Annotated in this window: 17 protein-coding genes; 8 read left to right on the forward strand and 9 right to left on the reverse strand. The window is 70.7% G+C overall.

Going from position 1 to position 15695, the window contains the following annotated elements; translation table 11 throughout:
- The first annotated feature begins 22 nt into the window (after positions 1–22).
- The 3 genes from ACGF5O_RS42510 to ACGF5O_RS42520 all read left to right on the forward strand — a co-directional run bounded on the left by ACGF5O_RS42510 (position 23) and on the right by ACGF5O_RS42520 (position 1869).
- Positions 23–511 carry a phage holin family protein gene (locus ACGF5O_RS42510; RefSeq protein ID WP_393815297.1) on the forward strand — a complete coding sequence of 163 codons (489 nt, stop codon included), beginning with the start codon at positions 23–25 and terminating at the stop codon, positions 509–511.
- On the forward strand, positions 508–1428 hold the full coding sequence (locus ACGF5O_RS42515) for an alpha/beta fold hydrolase (protein WP_393815298.1): 921 nt from the start codon (positions 508–510) through the stop codon (positions 1426–1428). Before ACGF5O_RS42510 ends, ACGF5O_RS42515 begins: the two co-directional genes overlap by 4 nt.
- Positions 1429–1689: 261 nt before the next feature.
- Positions 1690–1869, forward strand: a complete 180-nt coding sequence (locus ACGF5O_RS42520; RefSeq protein ID WP_351714250.1) for a hypothetical protein — start codon at positions 1690–1692, stop codon at positions 1867–1869.
- A 15-nt stretch (positions 1870–1884) separates the two neighbouring features.
- Here ACGF5O_RS42520 and ACGF5O_RS42525 read toward each other — a convergent pair whose 3' ends face one another.
- From ACGF5O_RS42525 to nth, 3 genes are all read right to left on the reverse strand, one after another.
- The gene (locus ACGF5O_RS42525) at positions 1885–3084 is read right to left on the reverse strand and encodes a MarP family serine protease (protein WP_393815299.1); all 1200 of its coding nucleotides are present in this window, start codon (positions 3082–3084) and stop codon (positions 1885–1887) included.
- A 13-nt stretch (positions 3085–3097) separates the two neighbouring features.
- Positions 3098–3802 carry an NUDIX hydrolase gene (locus tag ACGF5O_RS42530; RefSeq protein ID WP_393815300.1) on the reverse strand — a complete coding sequence of 235 codons (705 nt, stop codon included), beginning with the start codon at positions 3800–3802 and terminating at the stop codon, positions 3098–3100.
- A gap of 100 nt (positions 3803–3902) precedes the next feature.
- Complete coding sequence (gene nth / locus ACGF5O_RS42535) at positions 3903–5018, reverse strand: endonuclease III (protein ID WP_393815301.1); 1116 nt, start codon at positions 5016–5018, stop codon at positions 3903–3905.
- A 276-nt stretch (positions 5019–5294) separates the two neighbouring features.
- On the opposite strand from nth, the gene ACGF5O_RS42540 reads away from it, so the two are divergent.
- Together ACGF5O_RS42540 and ACGF5O_RS42545 are read left to right on the forward strand one after the other, a co-directional pair.
- Complete coding sequence (locus ACGF5O_RS42540; RefSeq protein ID WP_018547939.1) at positions 5295–5969, forward strand: Crp/Fnr family transcriptional regulator; 675 nt, start codon at positions 5295–5297, stop codon at positions 5967–5969.
- A 51-nt stretch (positions 5970–6020) separates the two neighbouring features.
- On the forward strand, positions 6021–6851 hold the full coding sequence (locus ACGF5O_RS42545; RefSeq protein ID WP_393815302.1) for a nucleotidyltransferase domain-containing protein: 831 nt from the start codon (positions 6021–6023) through the stop codon (positions 6849–6851).
- A gap of 9 nt (positions 6852–6860) precedes the next feature.
- On the opposite strand, the gene ACGF5O_RS42550 is transcribed toward ACGF5O_RS42545, so the two are convergent.
- The 4 genes from ACGF5O_RS42550 to ACGF5O_RS42565 all read right to left on the reverse strand — a co-directional run bounded on the left by ACGF5O_RS42550 (position 6861) and on the right by ACGF5O_RS42565 (position 9349).
- Complete coding sequence (locus tag ACGF5O_RS42550) at positions 6861–7703, reverse strand: MBL fold metallo-hydrolase (protein WP_393815303.1); 843 nt, start codon at positions 7701–7703, stop codon at positions 6861–6863.
- 2 nt (positions 7704–7705) lie between these two features.
- A complete protein-coding gene (locus tag ACGF5O_RS42555) occupies positions 7706–8581 on the reverse strand; it encodes an NUDIX hydrolase (RefSeq protein ID WP_393815304.1) in 876 nt (291 codons plus the stop codon).
- 145 nt (positions 8582–8726) lie between these two features.
- Positions 8727–9191, reverse strand: a complete 465-nt coding sequence (locus tag ACGF5O_RS42560; RefSeq protein WP_393815305.1) for a RidA family protein — start codon at positions 9189–9191, stop codon at positions 8727–8729.
- Positions 9191–9349 carry a DUF4177 domain-containing protein gene (locus ACGF5O_RS42565; protein WP_019992579.1) on the reverse strand — a complete coding sequence of 53 codons (159 nt, stop codon included), beginning with the start codon at positions 9347–9349 and terminating at the stop codon, positions 9191–9193. The genes ACGF5O_RS42560 and ACGF5O_RS42565 overlap by 1 nt, the downstream gene beginning before the upstream one ends.
- A gap of 107 nt (positions 9350–9456) precedes the next feature.
- On the opposite strand from ACGF5O_RS42565, the gene ACGF5O_RS42570 reads away from it, so the two are divergent.
- Positions 9457–10434 carry an ArsA-related P-loop ATPase gene (locus ACGF5O_RS42570; protein WP_393815306.1) on the forward strand — a complete coding sequence of 326 codons (978 nt, stop codon included), beginning with the start codon at positions 9457–9459 and terminating at the stop codon, positions 10432–10434.
- Entirely contained in the window at positions 10431–11858 is a 1428-nt protein-coding gene (locus ACGF5O_RS42575) for an ArsA family ATPase (RefSeq protein WP_393815307.1), read from the forward strand. Before ACGF5O_RS42570 ends, ACGF5O_RS42575 begins: the two co-directional genes overlap by 4 nt.
- A gap of 32 nt (positions 11859–11890) precedes the next feature.
- Here the strand turns inward: ACGF5O_RS42575 and wblA are convergent, their stop codons facing one another.
- Complete coding sequence (gene wblA, locus ACGF5O_RS42580; RefSeq protein ID WP_132856581.1) at positions 11891–12229, reverse strand: transcriptional regulator WblA; 339 nt, start codon at positions 12227–12229, stop codon at positions 11891–11893.
- A 538-nt stretch (positions 12230–12767) separates the two neighbouring features.
- Between wblA and ACGF5O_RS42585 the strand changes: the two genes are divergently transcribed.
- A complete protein-coding gene (locus ACGF5O_RS42585; protein WP_393815308.1) occupies positions 12768–15035 on the forward strand; it encodes a transglycosylase domain-containing protein in 2268 nt (755 codons plus the stop codon).
- Positions 15036–15134: 99 nt separating this feature from the next.
- Here ACGF5O_RS42585 and ACGF5O_RS42590 read toward each other — a convergent pair whose 3' ends face one another.
- On the reverse strand, positions 15135–15602 hold the full coding sequence (locus ACGF5O_RS42590; RefSeq protein ID WP_393815309.1) for a GatB/YqeY domain-containing protein: 468 nt from the start codon (positions 15600–15602) through the stop codon (positions 15135–15137).
- Between the last annotated feature and the right edge of the window lie 93 nt (positions 15603–15695).

The raw sequence follows: 15695 nt of genomic DNA on the forward strand, positions 1-15695 counted from the left end.
GAAGACGCAGAGGGAGACCGCGATGAGCGCACCCGACGGCAGCCCGGTCGGTGCCGAACGCAGCATCGGCCAGCTGTTCGCCTCGGCCACGGCCGAGATGTCGGAGCTGGTGCACGACGAGATCGCGCTGGCCAAGGCCCAGCTGAAGCAGGACGTCAAGCGGGGCGCGGTGAGCGGCGGCGCGCTCTCGGCGGCGGGTGTGCTGTTGCTGTTCTCCCTGCCGATGCTCAACTTCGCGCTGGCGTACGGCATTCGGACCTGGAGCCACTGGAACCTCGCGCTCTGCTTCCTGCTCTCCTTCGCGGCGAACCTCCTGGTGGCCGGCGTCCTCGCGCTGGTCAGCGTGGTGTTCGCGAAGAAGGCCAAGAAGGGCAAGGGCCCGCAGAAGGTGGCCGCGTCCATGAAGGAGTCGGCGGGCGTGCTGCAGAACGCCAGGCCGCATCCGCGTCCGGAACTCCCCCGGGACGACGTACGCGCCATCGAGGCCGCTGTGGGACGCTCGTCGTCATGACGGACCCCGCTCCCTCGGCCGTACGGCTGGAGGGCCCCTGGACGCACCGGGACGTCGCCGCCAACGGCGCGCGCTTCCACATCGCCGAGCTCGGCGACGGACCGCTGGTCATGCTGGTGCACGGCTTCCCGCAGTTCTGGTGGGCCTGGCGGCACCAGCTGGTCGCGCTCGCCGACGCCGGCTTCCGGGCCGTCGCCATGGACCTGCGGGGCGTCGGCGGCAGCGACCGCACCCCGCGCGGCTACGACCCGGCGAACCTCGCCCTCGACATCACCGGTGTGATCCGTTCCCTCGGTGAGCCGGACGCCGCGCTGGTCGGCCACGACCTGGGCGGCTACCTGGCGTGGACGGCGGCCGCGATGCGCCCCAAGCTGGTACGACGGCTCGCGGTGGTGTCCATGCCGCACCCGCGGCGCTGGCGCTCGGCGATGCTCCGGGACCGCCGGCAGACCGCCGCCGCCTCCTACATCTGGGGCTTCCAGCGGCCCTGGATCCCCGAGCGGCAGCTCACCGCCGACGACGGCGCGCTGGTCGCCCGGCTGATCCGGGACTGGTCCGGCCCGCGGCTGCCGGACGACGAGGCCGTGGAGACGTACCGGCGGGCCATGTGCATCCCGTCCACCGCGCACTGCTCGATCGAGCCGTACCGCTGGCTGGTGCGCTCCCTGGCACGCCCGGACGGCATCCAGTTCAACCGCAGGATGAAGCGCCCGGTGCGCGTCCCGACGCTCCACCTGCACGGCTCCCTGGACCCGGTGACCCGCACCCGCAGCGCGGCCGGCTCCGGCGAGTACGTCGAAGCGCCCTACCGCTGGCGGCTGTTCGACGGCCTGGGTCACTTCCCGCACGAGGAGGACCCGGTGGCCTTCTCGACCGAGCTGGTCAACTGGCTCAAGGATCCGGAGCCGGACCGTTGACGTGACGTTGCGTTCCGACCGGCTGGGGGTCCGGGGGTTATCCCCCGGGACAGCACAGCCCGCACGAGGAGGACCCGGTGGCCTTCTCGACCGAGCTGGTCAACTGGCTGAAAGACCCCGAACCCGATCGGTGACCGCGCCGATGCGCCCGGTATCCGGATCTGGACACCTGTTCCACGAACGGCCACATGCCCGGCGCATAGGCCGATTGGGGGGCGTGCGGGAGGTTATCGACCTTGGGGCAGGGGCAGACGTCGGGGTATGGGCTGGACGCACGACTACAGTGACGCACCCCGCAACCGCCGTACGACAGGCGGTCTGAACTCCCACCGAGGAGGTGCCCCGCAACTGCCGGGAACCGACCTCAGGGTGGGGATTCCGCACATCCTGCGCCGCCGGGCCCGCTGGGTCTCGGTACGTCTGCGCCATACCCGCGGCTGACCCCTCTCCCGCTCCCTAGAGAGCGCAGCTGTCGGTGCCCACCTGCTGGCGCGCGGTACGGCCCCGGGCGATGTCCGGCTGGATCTCGTCGGCCGTGAGGGCGTACCCGGTGTCGGCGTCGTCCAGTGACTTCGCGAAGACGACCCCGTACACCCTGCCCTCGGGCGTGAGCAGCGGGCCGCCGGAGTTGCCCTGGCGGACGGTCGCGTACAGCGAGTAGACGTCGCGGCGGACGGTGCCGCGGTGGTAGATGTCCGGGCCGTTGGCCGTGATCCGGCCGCGCACCCGGGCGGGCCGGACGTCGTACGAGCCGTTCTCGGGGAACCCGGCGACGATCGCGCTGTCGGTCGTCTCCGCGTCCTTGGCGGAGAACTTCAGGGCCTTGGCGCGCAGGTCCGGCACGTCCAGTACGGCGATGTCGCGCTGCCAGTCGTAGAGGACGACCTTGGCGTCGTACTTGCGGCCCTCGCCGCCGATCTGGACGGTGGGCTCGTCGACGCCGCCGACCACGTGCGCGTTGGTCATGACGCGGCGGTCGGCGAAGACGAAGCCGGTGCCCTCCAGGATCTTGCCGCAGCTCTGCGCGGTGCCCGTCACCTTGACGATGGACTGCTGGGCGGTGGTGGCCACCGCACTGTTGGCGAGGGCCGGGTCGGGCGGCGAGACGTCGGTGATCGGCTCGTTGGCGAAGGGGCTGAAAACCTGCGGGAAGCCGTTCTGCGCGAGGACCGCGGAGAAGTCCGCGAACCAGGTGTCGGCCTGGTTGGGCAGCGCTCTGGACACCCCGAGCAGCACCTTGGAGTTGCGTACCTCCTTGCCGAGCGTCGGCAGGGTGGTGCCCGCGAGGGCGGAGCCGATCAGCCAGGCGACCAGCAGCATCGCCACCACGTTGACCAGGGCGCCGCCGGTGGCGTCCAGGGCGCGGGCCGGGGACCAGGTGATGTACCGGCGCAGCTTGTTGCCCAGGTGGGTGGTGAGCGCCTGGCCGACGGAGGCGCAGACGATGACGACGACCACGGCGACGACCGCGGCGGTGGTGCTCACCTCTGCGTTGTCGGTCACCGCGTCCCAGATCACCGGCAGGACGTAGACGGCGACGAGTCCGCCGCCCAGGAAGCCGATCACCGACAGGATGCCGACGACGAACCCCTGGCGGTAGCCGACGATCGCGAACCACACGGCGGCGACCAGCAACAGGATGTCCAGCACATTCACGGTGGACACCCTGTCATGACCGCCAGTCGAGCGGGACCAGCTTCTCGCGGTCCCAGGAGCGCTCCCATCCCGCGTAGTGCAGCAGTCGGTCGATCACCCCGGCCGTGAACCCCCACACCAGGGTCGATTCGACCAGGAATGCCGGACCTCGGTGGCCGCTGGGGTGCACGGCCGTGGCCCGGTTGGCCGGATTCGTGAGATCCGCCACGGGGACCGTGAAGACCCTCGCCGTCTCGTTCGGATCGACCACGCCCACCGGTGTCGGCTCGCGCCACCAGCCCACCACCGGGGTGACCACGAACTTGCTCACCGGGATGTACAGCCTGGGAAGCACCCCGAAGAGCTGGACACCGGCCGGATCCAGCCCGGTCTCCTCCTCGGCCTCGCGGAGCGCGGCCCGCAGCGGCCCGTCGGCCTTCGGGTCGCCGTCCTCGGGGTCGAGGGCGCCGCCGGGGAACGAGGGCTGCCCCGCGTGCGAGCGCAGCGAACCTGCCCGCTCCATCAGCAGCAGCTCGGGCCCCTGCTCTCCCTCGCCGAACAGGATCAGCACGGCCGACTGCCGTCCCGCCCCGTTCTCCGGGGGCAGGAAGCGGCTCAGCTGGAGCGGCTGGACGGTCTCCGCGGCCCGCACCACCGGGTCCAGCCACTCCGGCAGCCCCTCCTTGTTGAGCGCCACATCCCCGCGCGGCCCGTCCGTCTGCGCCTTGCTGTGTGTCACGGCATCCCCCGTCCTGCCCTGCTCCCCCGTCCTGCTGCCCGTTCCAACGCCCGAAGTCTCCTTGATCGTTCCGTTCTCCGTCCCTGAGAAGACCCCTGGGTCATGTCCCTGATACGGCGCCGAGCGGCGGCGCCGGCCGGCCGCCCGCGTCCAGATACGCCTGCGGCGGCTTGAGCCGCTGGCCCGGGAAGCCGCCCTTCTCGTACTTGAGCAGCTTCTTCGCCTTCTCCGGGTCGGTCTCGCCCTCCCCGTAGGCCGGGCAGAGCGGGGCGATGGGGCAGGCGCCGCAGGCGGGCTTGCGGGCGTGGCAGATCCGGCGGCCGTGCCAGATCACGTGGTGCGAGAGGTCGGTCCAGTCGCTCTTGGGAAACAGCGCGCCGACGGCCGCCTCGATCTTGTCGGGGTCGGTCTCCGCGGTCCACCGCCACCGCCGGACCAGGCGCTGGAAGTGCGTGTCCACGGTGATGCCGGGGCGTCCGAAGGCGTTGCCGAGCACGACGAACGCGGTCTTGCGGCCGACGCCGGGCAGCTTGACGAGGTCTTCGAGCCGGCCGGGGACCTCGCCGCCGAACTCCTCCACCAGCCCCTTGGAGAGCCCTGTCACCGACCTGGTCTTGGCCCGGAAGAACCCGCACGGCCGCAGGATCTCCTCGACCTCCTCCGGGTTGGCGGCGGCCAGGTCCTCGGGGGTGGGGTACTTCGCGAACAGCGTCGGGGTGGTCTGGTTGACCCTGAGGTCGGTGGTCTGCGCGGACAGCACCGTGGCGACCAGGAGCTGGAAGGGGTTCTCGAAGTCCAGCTCGGGGTGGGCGTACGGGTACACCTCGGCGAGCTCGCGGTTGATCCGGCGCGCCCTGCGGACGAGCGCGGCCGGCGACTCGGGCTTCCCGACGGGCCGCGGCTGCCCGGCAGCGGGCTTCTCGACCACCGCTTTCCTGGCCGGCGCCTTCTTCACCGGCGCCTTCTTCACCGGCGCCTTCTTCACCGGCGCCTTCTTGGCCGGCGCGGTCTTCGCCGACGCGGTCTTCGCGGCCGCCACAGCCTTCGCGGCCGGCGCCGCCTTCTTCGCTGACGCCGCCTTCTTCACCGGCGCCGCCTTCTTCGCGGCAGCCGTCTTCGTGGTGGCCGTCTTCACCGCCGTCTTCTTGGCGGCTTTCACCGCTTTCGTCGCCTTCTTCGGCTCACCGGAGGCAGCATCGGACCCTTGTTCGCCCACAGCGGAATCACCTCGTACAACCACCCGCCCAGCCCCCTTGGCCTGTGCTCTCACCGGCGATTTGGACACCCGGCCAGCCTAAAGCCCGGCACCGACATCCGCCCCGGACCCGGAAGATCAGCCCCCGATTGGACCCCTGCCGCTTACCTAGGCACACCTGTGCGGCATCCTTGTGACAGATCACACTGTTTGGACGGTCCAGCAAAATGGGGAGCACGGTCCCCTGGTACCAAGGGGTAGCAAGATCCCCTGAGCAGGTCGACAAGGAGAGAACTCGTGGACGACGTTCTGCGGCGCAACCCGCTCTTCGCGGCGCTCGATGACGAGCAGTCCGCGGAGCTGCGTGCCTCCATGAGTGAGGTGACCCTCGCGCGTGGCGACTCCCTGTTCCATGAGGGCGACCCGGGCGACCGGCTCTATGTCGTCACCGAGGGCAAGGTCAAGCTCCACCGCACTTCCCCCGACGGCCGCGAGAACATGCTCGCCGTCGTCGGCCCCGGCGAGCTGATCGGCGAGCTGTCGCTGTTCGACCCGGGCCCGCGCACGGCGACCGCGACCGCGCTGACCGAGGTCAAGCTGCTGGGCCTCGGCCACGGCGACCTCCAGCCCTGGCTGAACGCGCGCCCCGAGGTGGCCACCGCCCTGCTGCGCGCCGTCGCCCGCCGACTGCGCAAGACCAACGACGCCATGTCCGACCTCGTCTTCTCCGACGTGCCGGGCCGGGTCGCGCGCGCCCTCCTCGACCTCTCCCGCCGCTTCGGCGTGCAGTCCGAGGAAGGCATCCACGTCGTCCACGACCTCACGCAGGAGGAGCTCGCCCAGCTGGTCGGCGCGTCCCGCGAGACCGTGAACAAGGCGCTGGCGGACTTCGCCCAGCGCGGCTGGCTGCGCCTGGAGGCGCGGGCCGTGATCCTGCTGGACGTCGAGCGGCTGGCGAAGCGGTCCCGGTAGGCGCCGATATCCGGGGGCGGCGGCCCCGGACGGGCTGGTATCTGGTTCCCCATGACTGAGACAGTCGCGTCCCGGGGTCTCGACCCCCTGGGCTTCATCGAGCGCGAGGGCTCGCACGCGCGCGTGCCGCACGTGTTCCGTCCCGTGGTCGCCACCGCCCGCGACCGGCTCCTGGACGTCTTCGGGGCGCGCCTGGACAGCGCCTACCTCTACGGCTCGATCCCGCGCGGCACCGCGCGGCCGGGACGCAGCGACCTGGATCTCGTGGCCGTCCTGCGCGAGGATCCGGCCGACGCCGACCGGGACGCGGCCCGCGCCCTCGGCGAGGCCGTCGACAAGGAGTTTCCGCAGATCGACGGGGTCGGCACCCTGCTCTACTCCCGTGGACGCGTGCTCAGCGACCTGGAGCGGTACGACATCGGCTGGTTCGTGGCCTGCCAGTGCACCCCGCTGCTCGGCGAGGACCTCGCCGAGTTCCTGCCCCGCTACCGCCCCGACTCGCTGCTCGCCCGCGAGACCAACGGCGACCTGGCCCGGTGGCTGCCGCGCTGGCGGGAGCGGATCGCGGCCGCCGAAGACACCGAGGAGGGCCTGCGGCCCCTGGTGCGCTTCATGTCACGGCATCTCGTCCGCACCGGCTTCACCCTCGTCATGCCCCGCTGGAACGGCTGGACCAGCGACCTGCGGGAGATGGCCGAGGCGTTCGCCGGCTACTACCCGGAGCGGGCCGACCAGCTGCGCCGCGCGGCCGGGCTGGGCTACGAGCCGGTCGGCGACCGCGCGGTGCTGCGCTCGTACGTCGACGACCTCGGCCCGTGGCTCGCCGCCGAGTACACGCGCGTGCACGGCGTGAAGGCGCCCCGGCCGGAGGGCTGGGACTAGGGCCCGGCGCTAGATCTCGGACTGGATCAGCCCGTGTTCGGTCAGGTACTCCAGCTGGGCCCGTACCGACAGTTCCGCCGCCGGCCACAGGGAGCGGTCCACGTCGGCGTAGACGTGGGCGACGACCTCGGCGGGATTGCGGTGGCCGTTCTCCACGGCCGTCTCGACCTGGGCCAGCCGGTGGGCACGGTGGGCCAGGTAGAACTCGACGGCGCCCTGGGCGTCCTCCAGGACGGGTCCATGGCCCGGCAGGACGGTGTGGACGCCGTCGTCGACGGTCAGCGAGCGCAGCCTCCGCAACGAGTCCAGGTAGTCGCCCAGCCGGCCGTCCGGGTGCGCCACGACCGTCGTACCGCGCCCCAGGATGGTGTCGCCGGTGAGGACGGCGCGGTCGGCCGGGAGGTGGAAGCACAGGGAGTCGGCGGTGTGGCCGGGCGTCGGCACGACCCGCAGCTCCAGCCCCCCGGTCGTGATCACGTCACCGGCGGCCAGGCCCTCGTCGCCGAGCCGCAGCGCCGGGTCGAGGGCACGCACGCGCGTGCCGGTGAGTTCCGCGAACCGTGCGGCGCCCTCGGCGTGGTCCGGGTGGCCGTGGGTGAGGAGGGTGAGCGCGATGCGTCTGCCGGCCTTCTCGGCCGTGTCGACGACGTTCTTGAGGTGGGCGTCGTCCAGCGGGCCCGGGTCGATCACGACGGCCAGGTCGGAGTCGGGCTCGGCGACGATCCAGGTGTTGGTGCCGTCCAGGGTCATCGCGGATGCGTTGGGCGCCAGCACGTTGACGGCCCGCGCGGTGGCGGGCCCCGGGAGGACTCCGCCGCGCGGCTGGCCGGGCAGGGCTGCTGCGTCCGTCATGGTCAGGCTCCACCGGTCGTCAGGTCGGTCGGTATGCGCTTGGTGAACTCGTCGTGGCCCGGCCAGGTCAGGACGATCTCGCCGTCCGCCAGCCGGGCGCGGGCCAGCACCGGGGTCATGTCCCGTGCGGGCGCCGCGGCGAGCGTCTCGGCGGCCGTGGCGTACGGCTGGAGCTGGCGCAGGGTGGAGATGGTGGGCGGCATCATCAGCAGCTCGCCCTTGTCGTAGCCGGCGGCGGCGTCCGCCGGGCGGATCCACACCGTGCGGTCGGCCTCCGTGGAGGCGTTGCGGGTGCGCTGGCCCGCGGGCAGGGCGGCGACGAAGAACCAGGTGTCGTAGCGGCGGCTCTCGAACTCCGGGGTGATCCAGCGCGTCCAGGCGCCCAGCAGGTCGGAGCGCAGGACCAGGCCCCGCCGGTCCAGGAACTGGGCGAAGGACAGGTCCCGGGCGACCAGGGCGGCGCGGTCGGCCTCCCAGTCGTCCCCCGTGGTGTCGCCGACGACGGCGTCCGGAGCGGGTCCGGCGAGCAGGACGCCCGCCTCCTCGTACGTCTCCCGGACGGCCGCGCAGACGATCGCCTGGGCGCCCGCCTCGTCGACGCCGAGCCGGTCGGCCCACCACGCGCGCGTGGGGCCCGCCCAGCGGACCTGGTGGTCGTCGTCGCGCGGGTCGACGCCGCCGCCCGGATACGCGTACGCGCCTCCGGCGAAGGCCATGGAGGCGCGTCTGCGCAGCATGTGGACGGCGGGACCGTCCGGGGTGTCCTTCAGGAGCAGCACGGTCGCCGCACGCTTCGGGGCCACCGGCACGAGGGTGCCCTCCGCGTGTGCGCGGATGCGGTCCGGCCACTCGGGGGGATACCACTGTCCATCGGCCATTACCGGAGGCTATCCCTTGGTGCGCGAATGTTCGAGAGGGGCTTCGGCGGACCACCCTTCACGGACCGTCCCGCGCGGACGACCCCTCGCGGACCGCCCCTCACGGACCGCCGCTCCGGCTCCGGCCGGCTACGGCTCCGGCCGGCTACGGCTCCAGCTCGACCTGGACCTCCACCTCGACCGGCGCGTCCAGCGGCAGCACCGCGACGCCCACCGCGCTGCGCGCGTGCACGCCCTTGTCGCCGAGGACCTCGCCGAGCAGTTCGCTGGCGCCGTTGATCACGCCCGGCTGCCCGGTGAAGTCGCTCGCGGAGGCGACGAAGCCGACGACCTTCACCACGCGCGCGACCCGGTCCAGGTCACCGGCGACGGACTTCACGGCGGCCAGGGCGTTCAGCGCGCAGACGCGGGCCAGCTCCTTGGCCTCCTCCGCGGTGACCTCGGCGCCGACCTTGCCGGTGACCGGAAGCTTGCCGTCCACCATCGGCAGCTGGCCGGAGGTGTAGACGTACGCACCGGACCGCACGGCCGGCTGGTAGGCGGCGAGCGGCGGGACGACCGCCGGCAGCGCGAGCCCGAGTTCGGCCAGCTTGGCCTCGACCGCGCTCATTACGGCTTCTCCCGCTTCAGGTAGGCCACGAGCTGCTCGGGGTTGTTGGGTCCGGGCACGACCTGGACGAGCTCCCAGCCGTCCTCGCCCCAGGTGTCCAGAATCTGCTTCGTGGCATGGACGAGCAGCGGCACGGTTGCGTATTCCCACTTGGTCATGTGGGCGACTGTATCCGCTGTGACGGACGGGACACGTGGCCCACCGCACGCACGGTTATCCACAGCCTCCCGCGTGAGTGTCCGGCCGACTGGTTAGTCTCGAAGGTGTGAGCAGGCTCCAGGTCGTCAGCGGCAAGGGCGGGACCGGAAAGACGACGGTCGCCGCCGCACTCGCGCTGGCCCTCGCGACCGAGGGGAAGCGGACGCTTCTCGTGGAGGTCGAGGGCCGGCAGGGCATCGCCCAGCTCTTCGAGACGGAGGCGTTGCCCTACGAAGAGCGGAAGATCGCCGTAGCGCCGGGAGGCGGTGAGGTCTACGCGCTGGCCATCGATCCCGAACTGGCCCTTCTGGACTACCTCCAGATGTTCTACAAGCTCGGCGGGGCGGGCCGGGCGCTGAAGAAGCTCGGCGCGATCGACTTCGCCACCACCGTCGCCCCCGGCCTCAGGGACGTGCTGCTGACCGGCAAGGCGTGCGAGGCGGTGCGCAGGAAGGACAAGGCCGGGCGGTTCATCTACGACTTCGTCGTCATGGACGCCCCGCCGACGGGCCGCATCACCCGCTTCCTGAACGTCAACGACGAGGTGGCCGGGCTCGCCAAGATCGGCCCGATACACAATCAGGCGCAGGCCGTGATGCGGGTGCTGAAGTCCCGGGAGACGGCCGTGCACCTGGTCACCCTGCTGGAGGAGATGCCGGTCCAGGAGACCGCCGACGGCATCGCCGAACTGCGGGCCGCGCGGCTGCCGGTGGGCCGGGTCATCGTGAACATGGTCCGTCCCGAGGTGTTGGACGCCGCCGATCTGGAACTCGTACGGACGGTGCCGCGCACCGCCGTGGCGCAGACGCTCTCGGCGGCCGGGCTCGGCGGGGCGCGGCGCGGCGGGAAGGCCGAGCAGCTGGTGGACCCGCTGCTCGCGCAGGCCGCCGAGTACGCCGAGCGGTACGCGCTGGAGCACGAGCAGCGCGCGGTCCTCGCCGAGCTGGACCTGGAGCGGCACGAGCTGCCGTTGCTCACCGAGGGCATGGACCTGGCGGGCCTGTACGAACTCGCCACCGAGCTGCGGAAACAGGGGATGTCATGACTCCGGATCCGGACCCGGCCAAGGAACCCGCAAGGGACCCCGCCAAGGAACCGGCGCAGGACGGCGCACGCCGGCTGGCCCACGCGCCCGTGCTCGACATCGATCCGCTGCTCGACGACCCGGAGACCCGGATCGTGGTGTGCTGCGGCTCGGGCGGCGTCGGGAAGACCACCACCGCGGCGGCCCTGGGCCTGCGGGCGGCCGAGCGCGGCCGCAAGGTCGTGGTGCTGACCATCGACCCGGCCCGGCGGCTCGCGCAGTCCATGGGCATCGACTCGCTGGACAACGTGCCGCGGAAGGTGAAGGGCACCGAGGGCCCCGGCGAACTGCACGCCATGATGCTCGACATGAAGCGCACCTTCGACGAGGTCGTGGAGGCGCACGCGGACGCCGAGCGGGCGGCCGCCATCCTGGCCAACCCCTTCTACCAGTCGCTCTCGGCGGGCTTCGCGGGCACGCAGGAGTACATGGCGATGGAGAAGCTGGGCCAGCTGCGGGCCCGGGACGAGTGGGACCTGATCGTGGTCGACACCCCGCCCTCCCGCTCCGCGCTGGACTTCCTCGACGCGCCGAAGCGGCTCGGCTCCTTCCTGGACGGCAAGCTGATCCGCCTGCTCACCGCCCCGGCCAAGCTGGGCGGCCGTGCGGGCATGGCCTTCCTGAACGTCGGCATGTCGATGATGACCGGCACGCTCGGCAAGCTGCTCGGCGGGCAACTGCTGAAGGACGTACAGACGTTCGTCGCGGCGATGGACACGACGTTCGGCGGGTTCCGCACGCGCGCGGACGCGACGTACAAGCTGCTTCAGGCGCCCGGTACGGCGTTCCTGGTGGTGGCGGCTCCGGAGCGGGACGCGCTGCGGGAGGCCGCGTACTTCGTGGAGCGGCTGGCCGCGGAGGACATGCCGCTGGTCGGTCTGGTCCTCAACAGGGTCCACGGCAGCGGCGCCGACCGGCTGTCGGCCGAGCGGGCACTCGCCGCCGCGGAAAATCTTGAGGAGCCCCGCATTGTGGATCAGAGGGGCGGGAAAGCTGGACTTCGTAACTCTCCCGACACGTACGGCAGTTCTGAATCACCCGCGCCTGTGCCGTCCGAGTCCCGGCCCGACGGATCCCCCTCGTCAGGGCCCGCGGACACGACTGCAGACACGACTCCGGACACGGTTGCGGACACGACTGACGAATCCCCCTCGTCAGAAGGTCCCGACCGCACCGTCGACCAGCTCACCGCAGGCCTGCTGAGGCTGCACGCCGAGCGCATGCGGCTGCTCTCCCGCGAGCAGCGCACACGTGACCGCTTCACCGCGCGCCACCCCGAGGTGGCCGTGGTCGAAGTGGCCGCGTTGCCCGGCGATGTACACGACCTCACGGGGCTGCGGGACATCGGCGACCGGCTCGCGGCCGGCCGGCCGGAGCTGCCGTAGACCTGTCCGGTCTACTCGTGGACCCGTCCGGTCTAGCTCACGGCCGCGTAGTTCTCGTACACCTCGTCGCTGTCGAGGGGGACGATTCCGGTCCCCCGCTCGTACTCCGAGCGCGCTGTCTCCAGGAGCCTGCGCCAGGAGGTCACGGTGGGCCGCCTGCGCAGCAGTGCGCGACGCTCCCGCTCCGTCATGCCTCCCCACACGCCGAACTCGACGCGATTGTCCAGCGCATCGGCCAGGCATTCGGTGCGTACCGGACATCCGGTGCACACCGCCTTGGCCCTGTTCTGCGCTGCTCCTTGAACGAACAGTTCATCCGGATCGGTAGTGCGGCAGGCAGCCTGCGCACTCCAGTCGGTTACCCAGCCCATACCGGCGCCGTCCTCTCCCGAATCGAGGCTCCCCCACGGCGGCAGCGGCATATTCACCGCCGCCAGTTGAGGACGTTACGGAAGGTGGGCACAGCGCAACACCCCCTTCGGGCCCAATCTTGAATGGCCCGAACGGACTATGGGTAAGCGGCAGATCACCCGCGGGAGTGAGCTGGCGACATGCGTGATCATCGCGGCAAACCGGGACAGCTGCGGTGTGCCACAACGGACGCCGAGTGACACACGAGGCGGATTCGGACACGCCATCAACACTTCACCCGAAAAAAAGTGGGCAGATTCCGAAACGATTCGGGGTCGCCGGACGTATTGATACGTGACCGCACTGCTGTGACAGTTGAGAGCAGCTTAGGCCAAGGCCTGTACGTGTGTCCGGCGAATGGCAAGGTAGACCGTTCATGTCGTCGTGCCGTCGGGCACGGTCGCCGGTGTCGCCCTCTATGTCACGATCCGGCACTCGAACATCCCGAGAGCCACCCGCTCACCCGGAATGCTCATCCCCACGGATTAGGCTGCCCCCATGCCAAAGAAGCGCTCGGGCGGTGGTCTGTCGACCACGCAGCAGGCCGCCAAGTTCCTCGGTGTCAGTGTGCTCGCGGGAGCCGTGATGGCGGGCATCGCGCTGCCCGCGGCCGGGGCACTGGGCCTCGCGGCCAAGGGTTCGGTGCAGGGGTTCGACGAGATCCCGGCCAACCTGAAGAGCCCGCAGCTGAGCCAGCGCACCAACATCCTCGACAGCGAGGGCAACCAGATCGCCCAGGTCTACTCCCGTGACCGCACGGTGGTGGAGCTCAAGGACGTCTCGCCGTACATGCAGAAGGCGATCGTCGCGATCGAGGACTCGCGCTACTACCAGCACGGCGCCATCGACCTGAAGGGCGTGCTGCGGGCGCTGAACAAGAACGCGCAGAGCGGCGGGGTCGCCCAGGGCGCGTCCACGCTCACCCAGCAGCTGGTGAAGAACTACTTCATCGAGGAGGCCGGCGACGACCCCACCAAGGTCGCCGAGGCCACCCAGCAGACCCTCGGCCGCAAGGTCAAGGAGCTGAAGTACGCGATCCAGCTGGAGGAGAAGCTCGGCAAGAAGAAGATCCTCGAGAACTACCTGAACATCACCTTCTTCGGCGAGCAGGCCTACGGCATCGAGGCCGCCTCCCAGCGTTACTTCTCCAAGCACGCCAAGGACCTCAGCCTCCAGCAGTCGGCGCTGCTCGCGGGCATCGTGCAGTCGCCGAGCCGCTACGACCCGGTCAACGACGAGGCCGAGGCCACCAAGCGGCGCAACGTCGTGCTCGAACGCATGGCCCAGCTCGGCGACATCTCCCAGGCGGAGGCCGACAAGGCCAAGGAGACCCCGCTGGGCCTGCACGTCACCCAGCCGAAGAACGGCTGCATCACCGCGGTCAAGGGCGCCGGGTTCTTCTGCAAGTACGTCGAGAACGTCTTCCTGACCGACCCGACCTTCGGCAAGACCCGCGAGGCGCGCGCCAAGCTCTGGAACCAGGGCGGCCTGACCATCCGCACCACCCTGGACCCGCAGGCCCAGGACTCGGTGCAGAGCTCGATCAAGGACCACGTCTACAAGGCCGACTCGGTCGCGGCAGCCGCCACCCTCGTGGAGCCCGGCACCGGCAAGATCCTGGCGATGGGCCAGTCGAAGCCGTACGGCTACAACAAGAACGAGACCGAGTACAACTTCTCGGTCGACCGGGACTACGGCGGCTCCAACTACGGCTTCCCGACGGGTTCGACGTTCAAGCCGTTCGTGGCCGCGGCGGCCATCGAGGGCGGCAAGTCGGCGACGCAGGAGTACTCGTCGCCGTACAAGATGAACTACCCGAGCCCCGTGCAGCAGTGCGACGGCAAGCAGTGGGTCAACACGACGGGCGAGCAGGTCCAGAACGAGAACGAGTCCGAGGTCGGGCCTTACCAGATGAAGAAGGCGATGGCGAAGTCCATCAACACCTACTTCGTCCAGCTGATCTCCGACATCGGCCTGTGCCCGGTGGTCAAGATGACCGACTCGCTCCACGTCCACCAGGGCGACGGCTCGAAGCTCCCGCAGACCCCGGCCATCGCCCTCGGCGCGATCGGCCTCTCCCCGCTGACCATGGCGAGCGCGTACGCCTCCTTCGCCGACCGGGGCATGTACTGCACGCCGGTCGCCATCGAGTCGATCACCCAGAAGGTCGGCAACGAGCAGAAGTCGATCCCGGTCCCGAAGTCGACCTGCTCGCGGGCGATGAGCGAGAAGACCGCGGACACCATCAACACCCTGCTGCGCGGCGTGATCGACTCCGGCACCGGTCAGCAGGCCGGTCTGGACGACCGGGAGAGCGCGGGCAAGACGGGTACGACGGACTCCCGCAGGAACGCCTGGTTCGTCGGCTACACGCCGAACCTCGCGGGCGCGGTCTGGGTCGGCAGCGCCAAGCAGAACATCGAGATGACCAACATCACGATCGGCGGCGTCTACCACTCCGAGGTCTTCGGCGCCGACACCCCGGGCCCGATCTGGAAGGACGCCATGACGGGCGCCCTGGAGGGCAAGCAGTCCGAGAACTTCAACCTCGTCGACATCCCGGACGAGAACGACCACAACAAGGGTCGCGGGAACGACAACGGAAACGACAACGGCGGCAACGACAACGGCGGCCTTATCGGCGGTCTCATCGGTGGCAACACCGACGGCGGCACCACCCCGACGCCGACCTTCTCCCTCCCCGACGGCTTCATCCAGGGGAACACGAACGGGGGCCGCAACGGGAACGGAGGGAACCGGGGCTGACGCTGATCGTCCGCTCCGACCCGGTACGACGGTGGGGCCGCACCTCTCGGAAGAGGTGCGGCCCCACCGTCGTACCGCCTGCCGCCGGCCCGCGCGCGCTCAGCCCTGGAGCCGCTTCTTCACCGCGGCGGCGACGCGGCCGCCCTCGGCCAGGCCGGACACCTTCGGGTTCACGATCTTCATCACGGCGCCCATGGCCCGCGGCCCCTCGGCGCCCGCCGCCTTCGCCTCCTCGACGGCCTGGGCGACGATCCCGTCCAGCTCCGCGTCGCTGAGCTGCTTCGGCAGGTAACCGGCGAGGACCTCGCCCTCCGCCTTCTCCCGCTCGGCGCTCTCGGCACGGCCGCCCTGGGTGAAGGCCTCAGCCGCCTCCCGGCGCTTCTTCGCCTCCTTGGCGATCACCTTGAGCACCTCGTCGTCGGAGAGCACACGCTTCTCCTTGCCCGCGACCTCTTCGTTGGTGATCGCGGCGAGCGTCATCCGGAGCGTGGCCGAGCGGAGCTCGTCACGTCCCTTGATCGCGGCGTTGAGGTCGTCCTGCAGCTTCGACTTGAGCGTGGTGGTCATGACACCGATTGTCGCAGGTGCCGCCTGCCCGACGCCCGCCGATTTACCCACCTCACGTACCGCCCGGTCTCTGGGCACCCGCCCGGTCTGACA

The sequence above is a fragment of the Streptomyces sp. NPDC048291 genome (assembly GCF_043201715.1).
In the GTDB taxonomy this organism is placed as follows: Bacteria; Actinomycetota; Actinomycetes; order Streptomycetales; family Streptomycetaceae; genus Streptomyces.

Coding starts and splice junctions, on each gene's coding strand:
- ACGF5O_RS42550 (WP_393815303.1), bottom strand. CDS start 7,703: ATGACGGACGCAGCAGCCCTGCCCGGCCAGCCGCGCGGCGGAGTCCTC.
- ACGF5O_RS42590 (WP_393815309.1), bottom strand. CDS start 15,602: ATGACCACCACGCTCAAGTCGAAGCTGCAGGACGACCTCAACGCCGCG.
- ACGF5O_RS42565 (WP_019992579.1), bottom strand. CDS start 9,349: ATGACCAAGTGGGAATACGCAACCGTGCCGCTGCTCGTCCATGCCACG.
- ACGF5O_RS42585 (WP_393815308.1), top strand. CDS start 12,768: ATGCCAAAGAAGCGCTCGGGCGGTGGTCTGTCGACCACGCAGCAGGCC.
- ACGF5O_RS42575 (WP_393815307.1), top strand. CDS start 10,431: ATGACTCCGGATCCGGACCCGGCCAAGGAACCCGCAAGGGACCCCGCC.
- wblA (WP_132856581.1), bottom strand. CDS start 12,229: ATGGGCTGGGTAACCGACTGGAGTGCGCAGGCTGCCTGCCGCACTACC.
- ACGF5O_RS42510 (WP_393815297.1), top strand. CDS start 23: ATGAGCGCACCCGACGGCAGCCCGGTCGGTGCCGAACGCAGCATCGGC.
- ACGF5O_RS42515 (WP_393815298.1), top strand. CDS start 508: ATGACGGACCCCGCTCCCTCGGCCGTACGGCTGGAGGGCCCCTGGACG.
- ACGF5O_RS42560 (WP_393815305.1), bottom strand. CDS start 9,191: ATGAGCGCGGTCGAGGCCAAGCTGGCCGAACTCGGGCTCGCGCTGCCG.
- ACGF5O_RS42520 (WP_351714250.1), top strand. CDS start 1,690: ATGGGCTGGACGCACGACTACAGTGACGCACCCCGCAACCGCCGTACG.
- ACGF5O_RS42555 (WP_393815304.1), bottom strand. CDS start 8,581: ATGGCCGATGGACAGTGGTATCCCCCCGAGTGGCCGGACCGCATCCGC.
- ACGF5O_RS42545 (WP_393815302.1), top strand. CDS start 6,021: ATGACTGAGACAGTCGCGTCCCGGGGTCTCGACCCCCTGGGCTTCATC.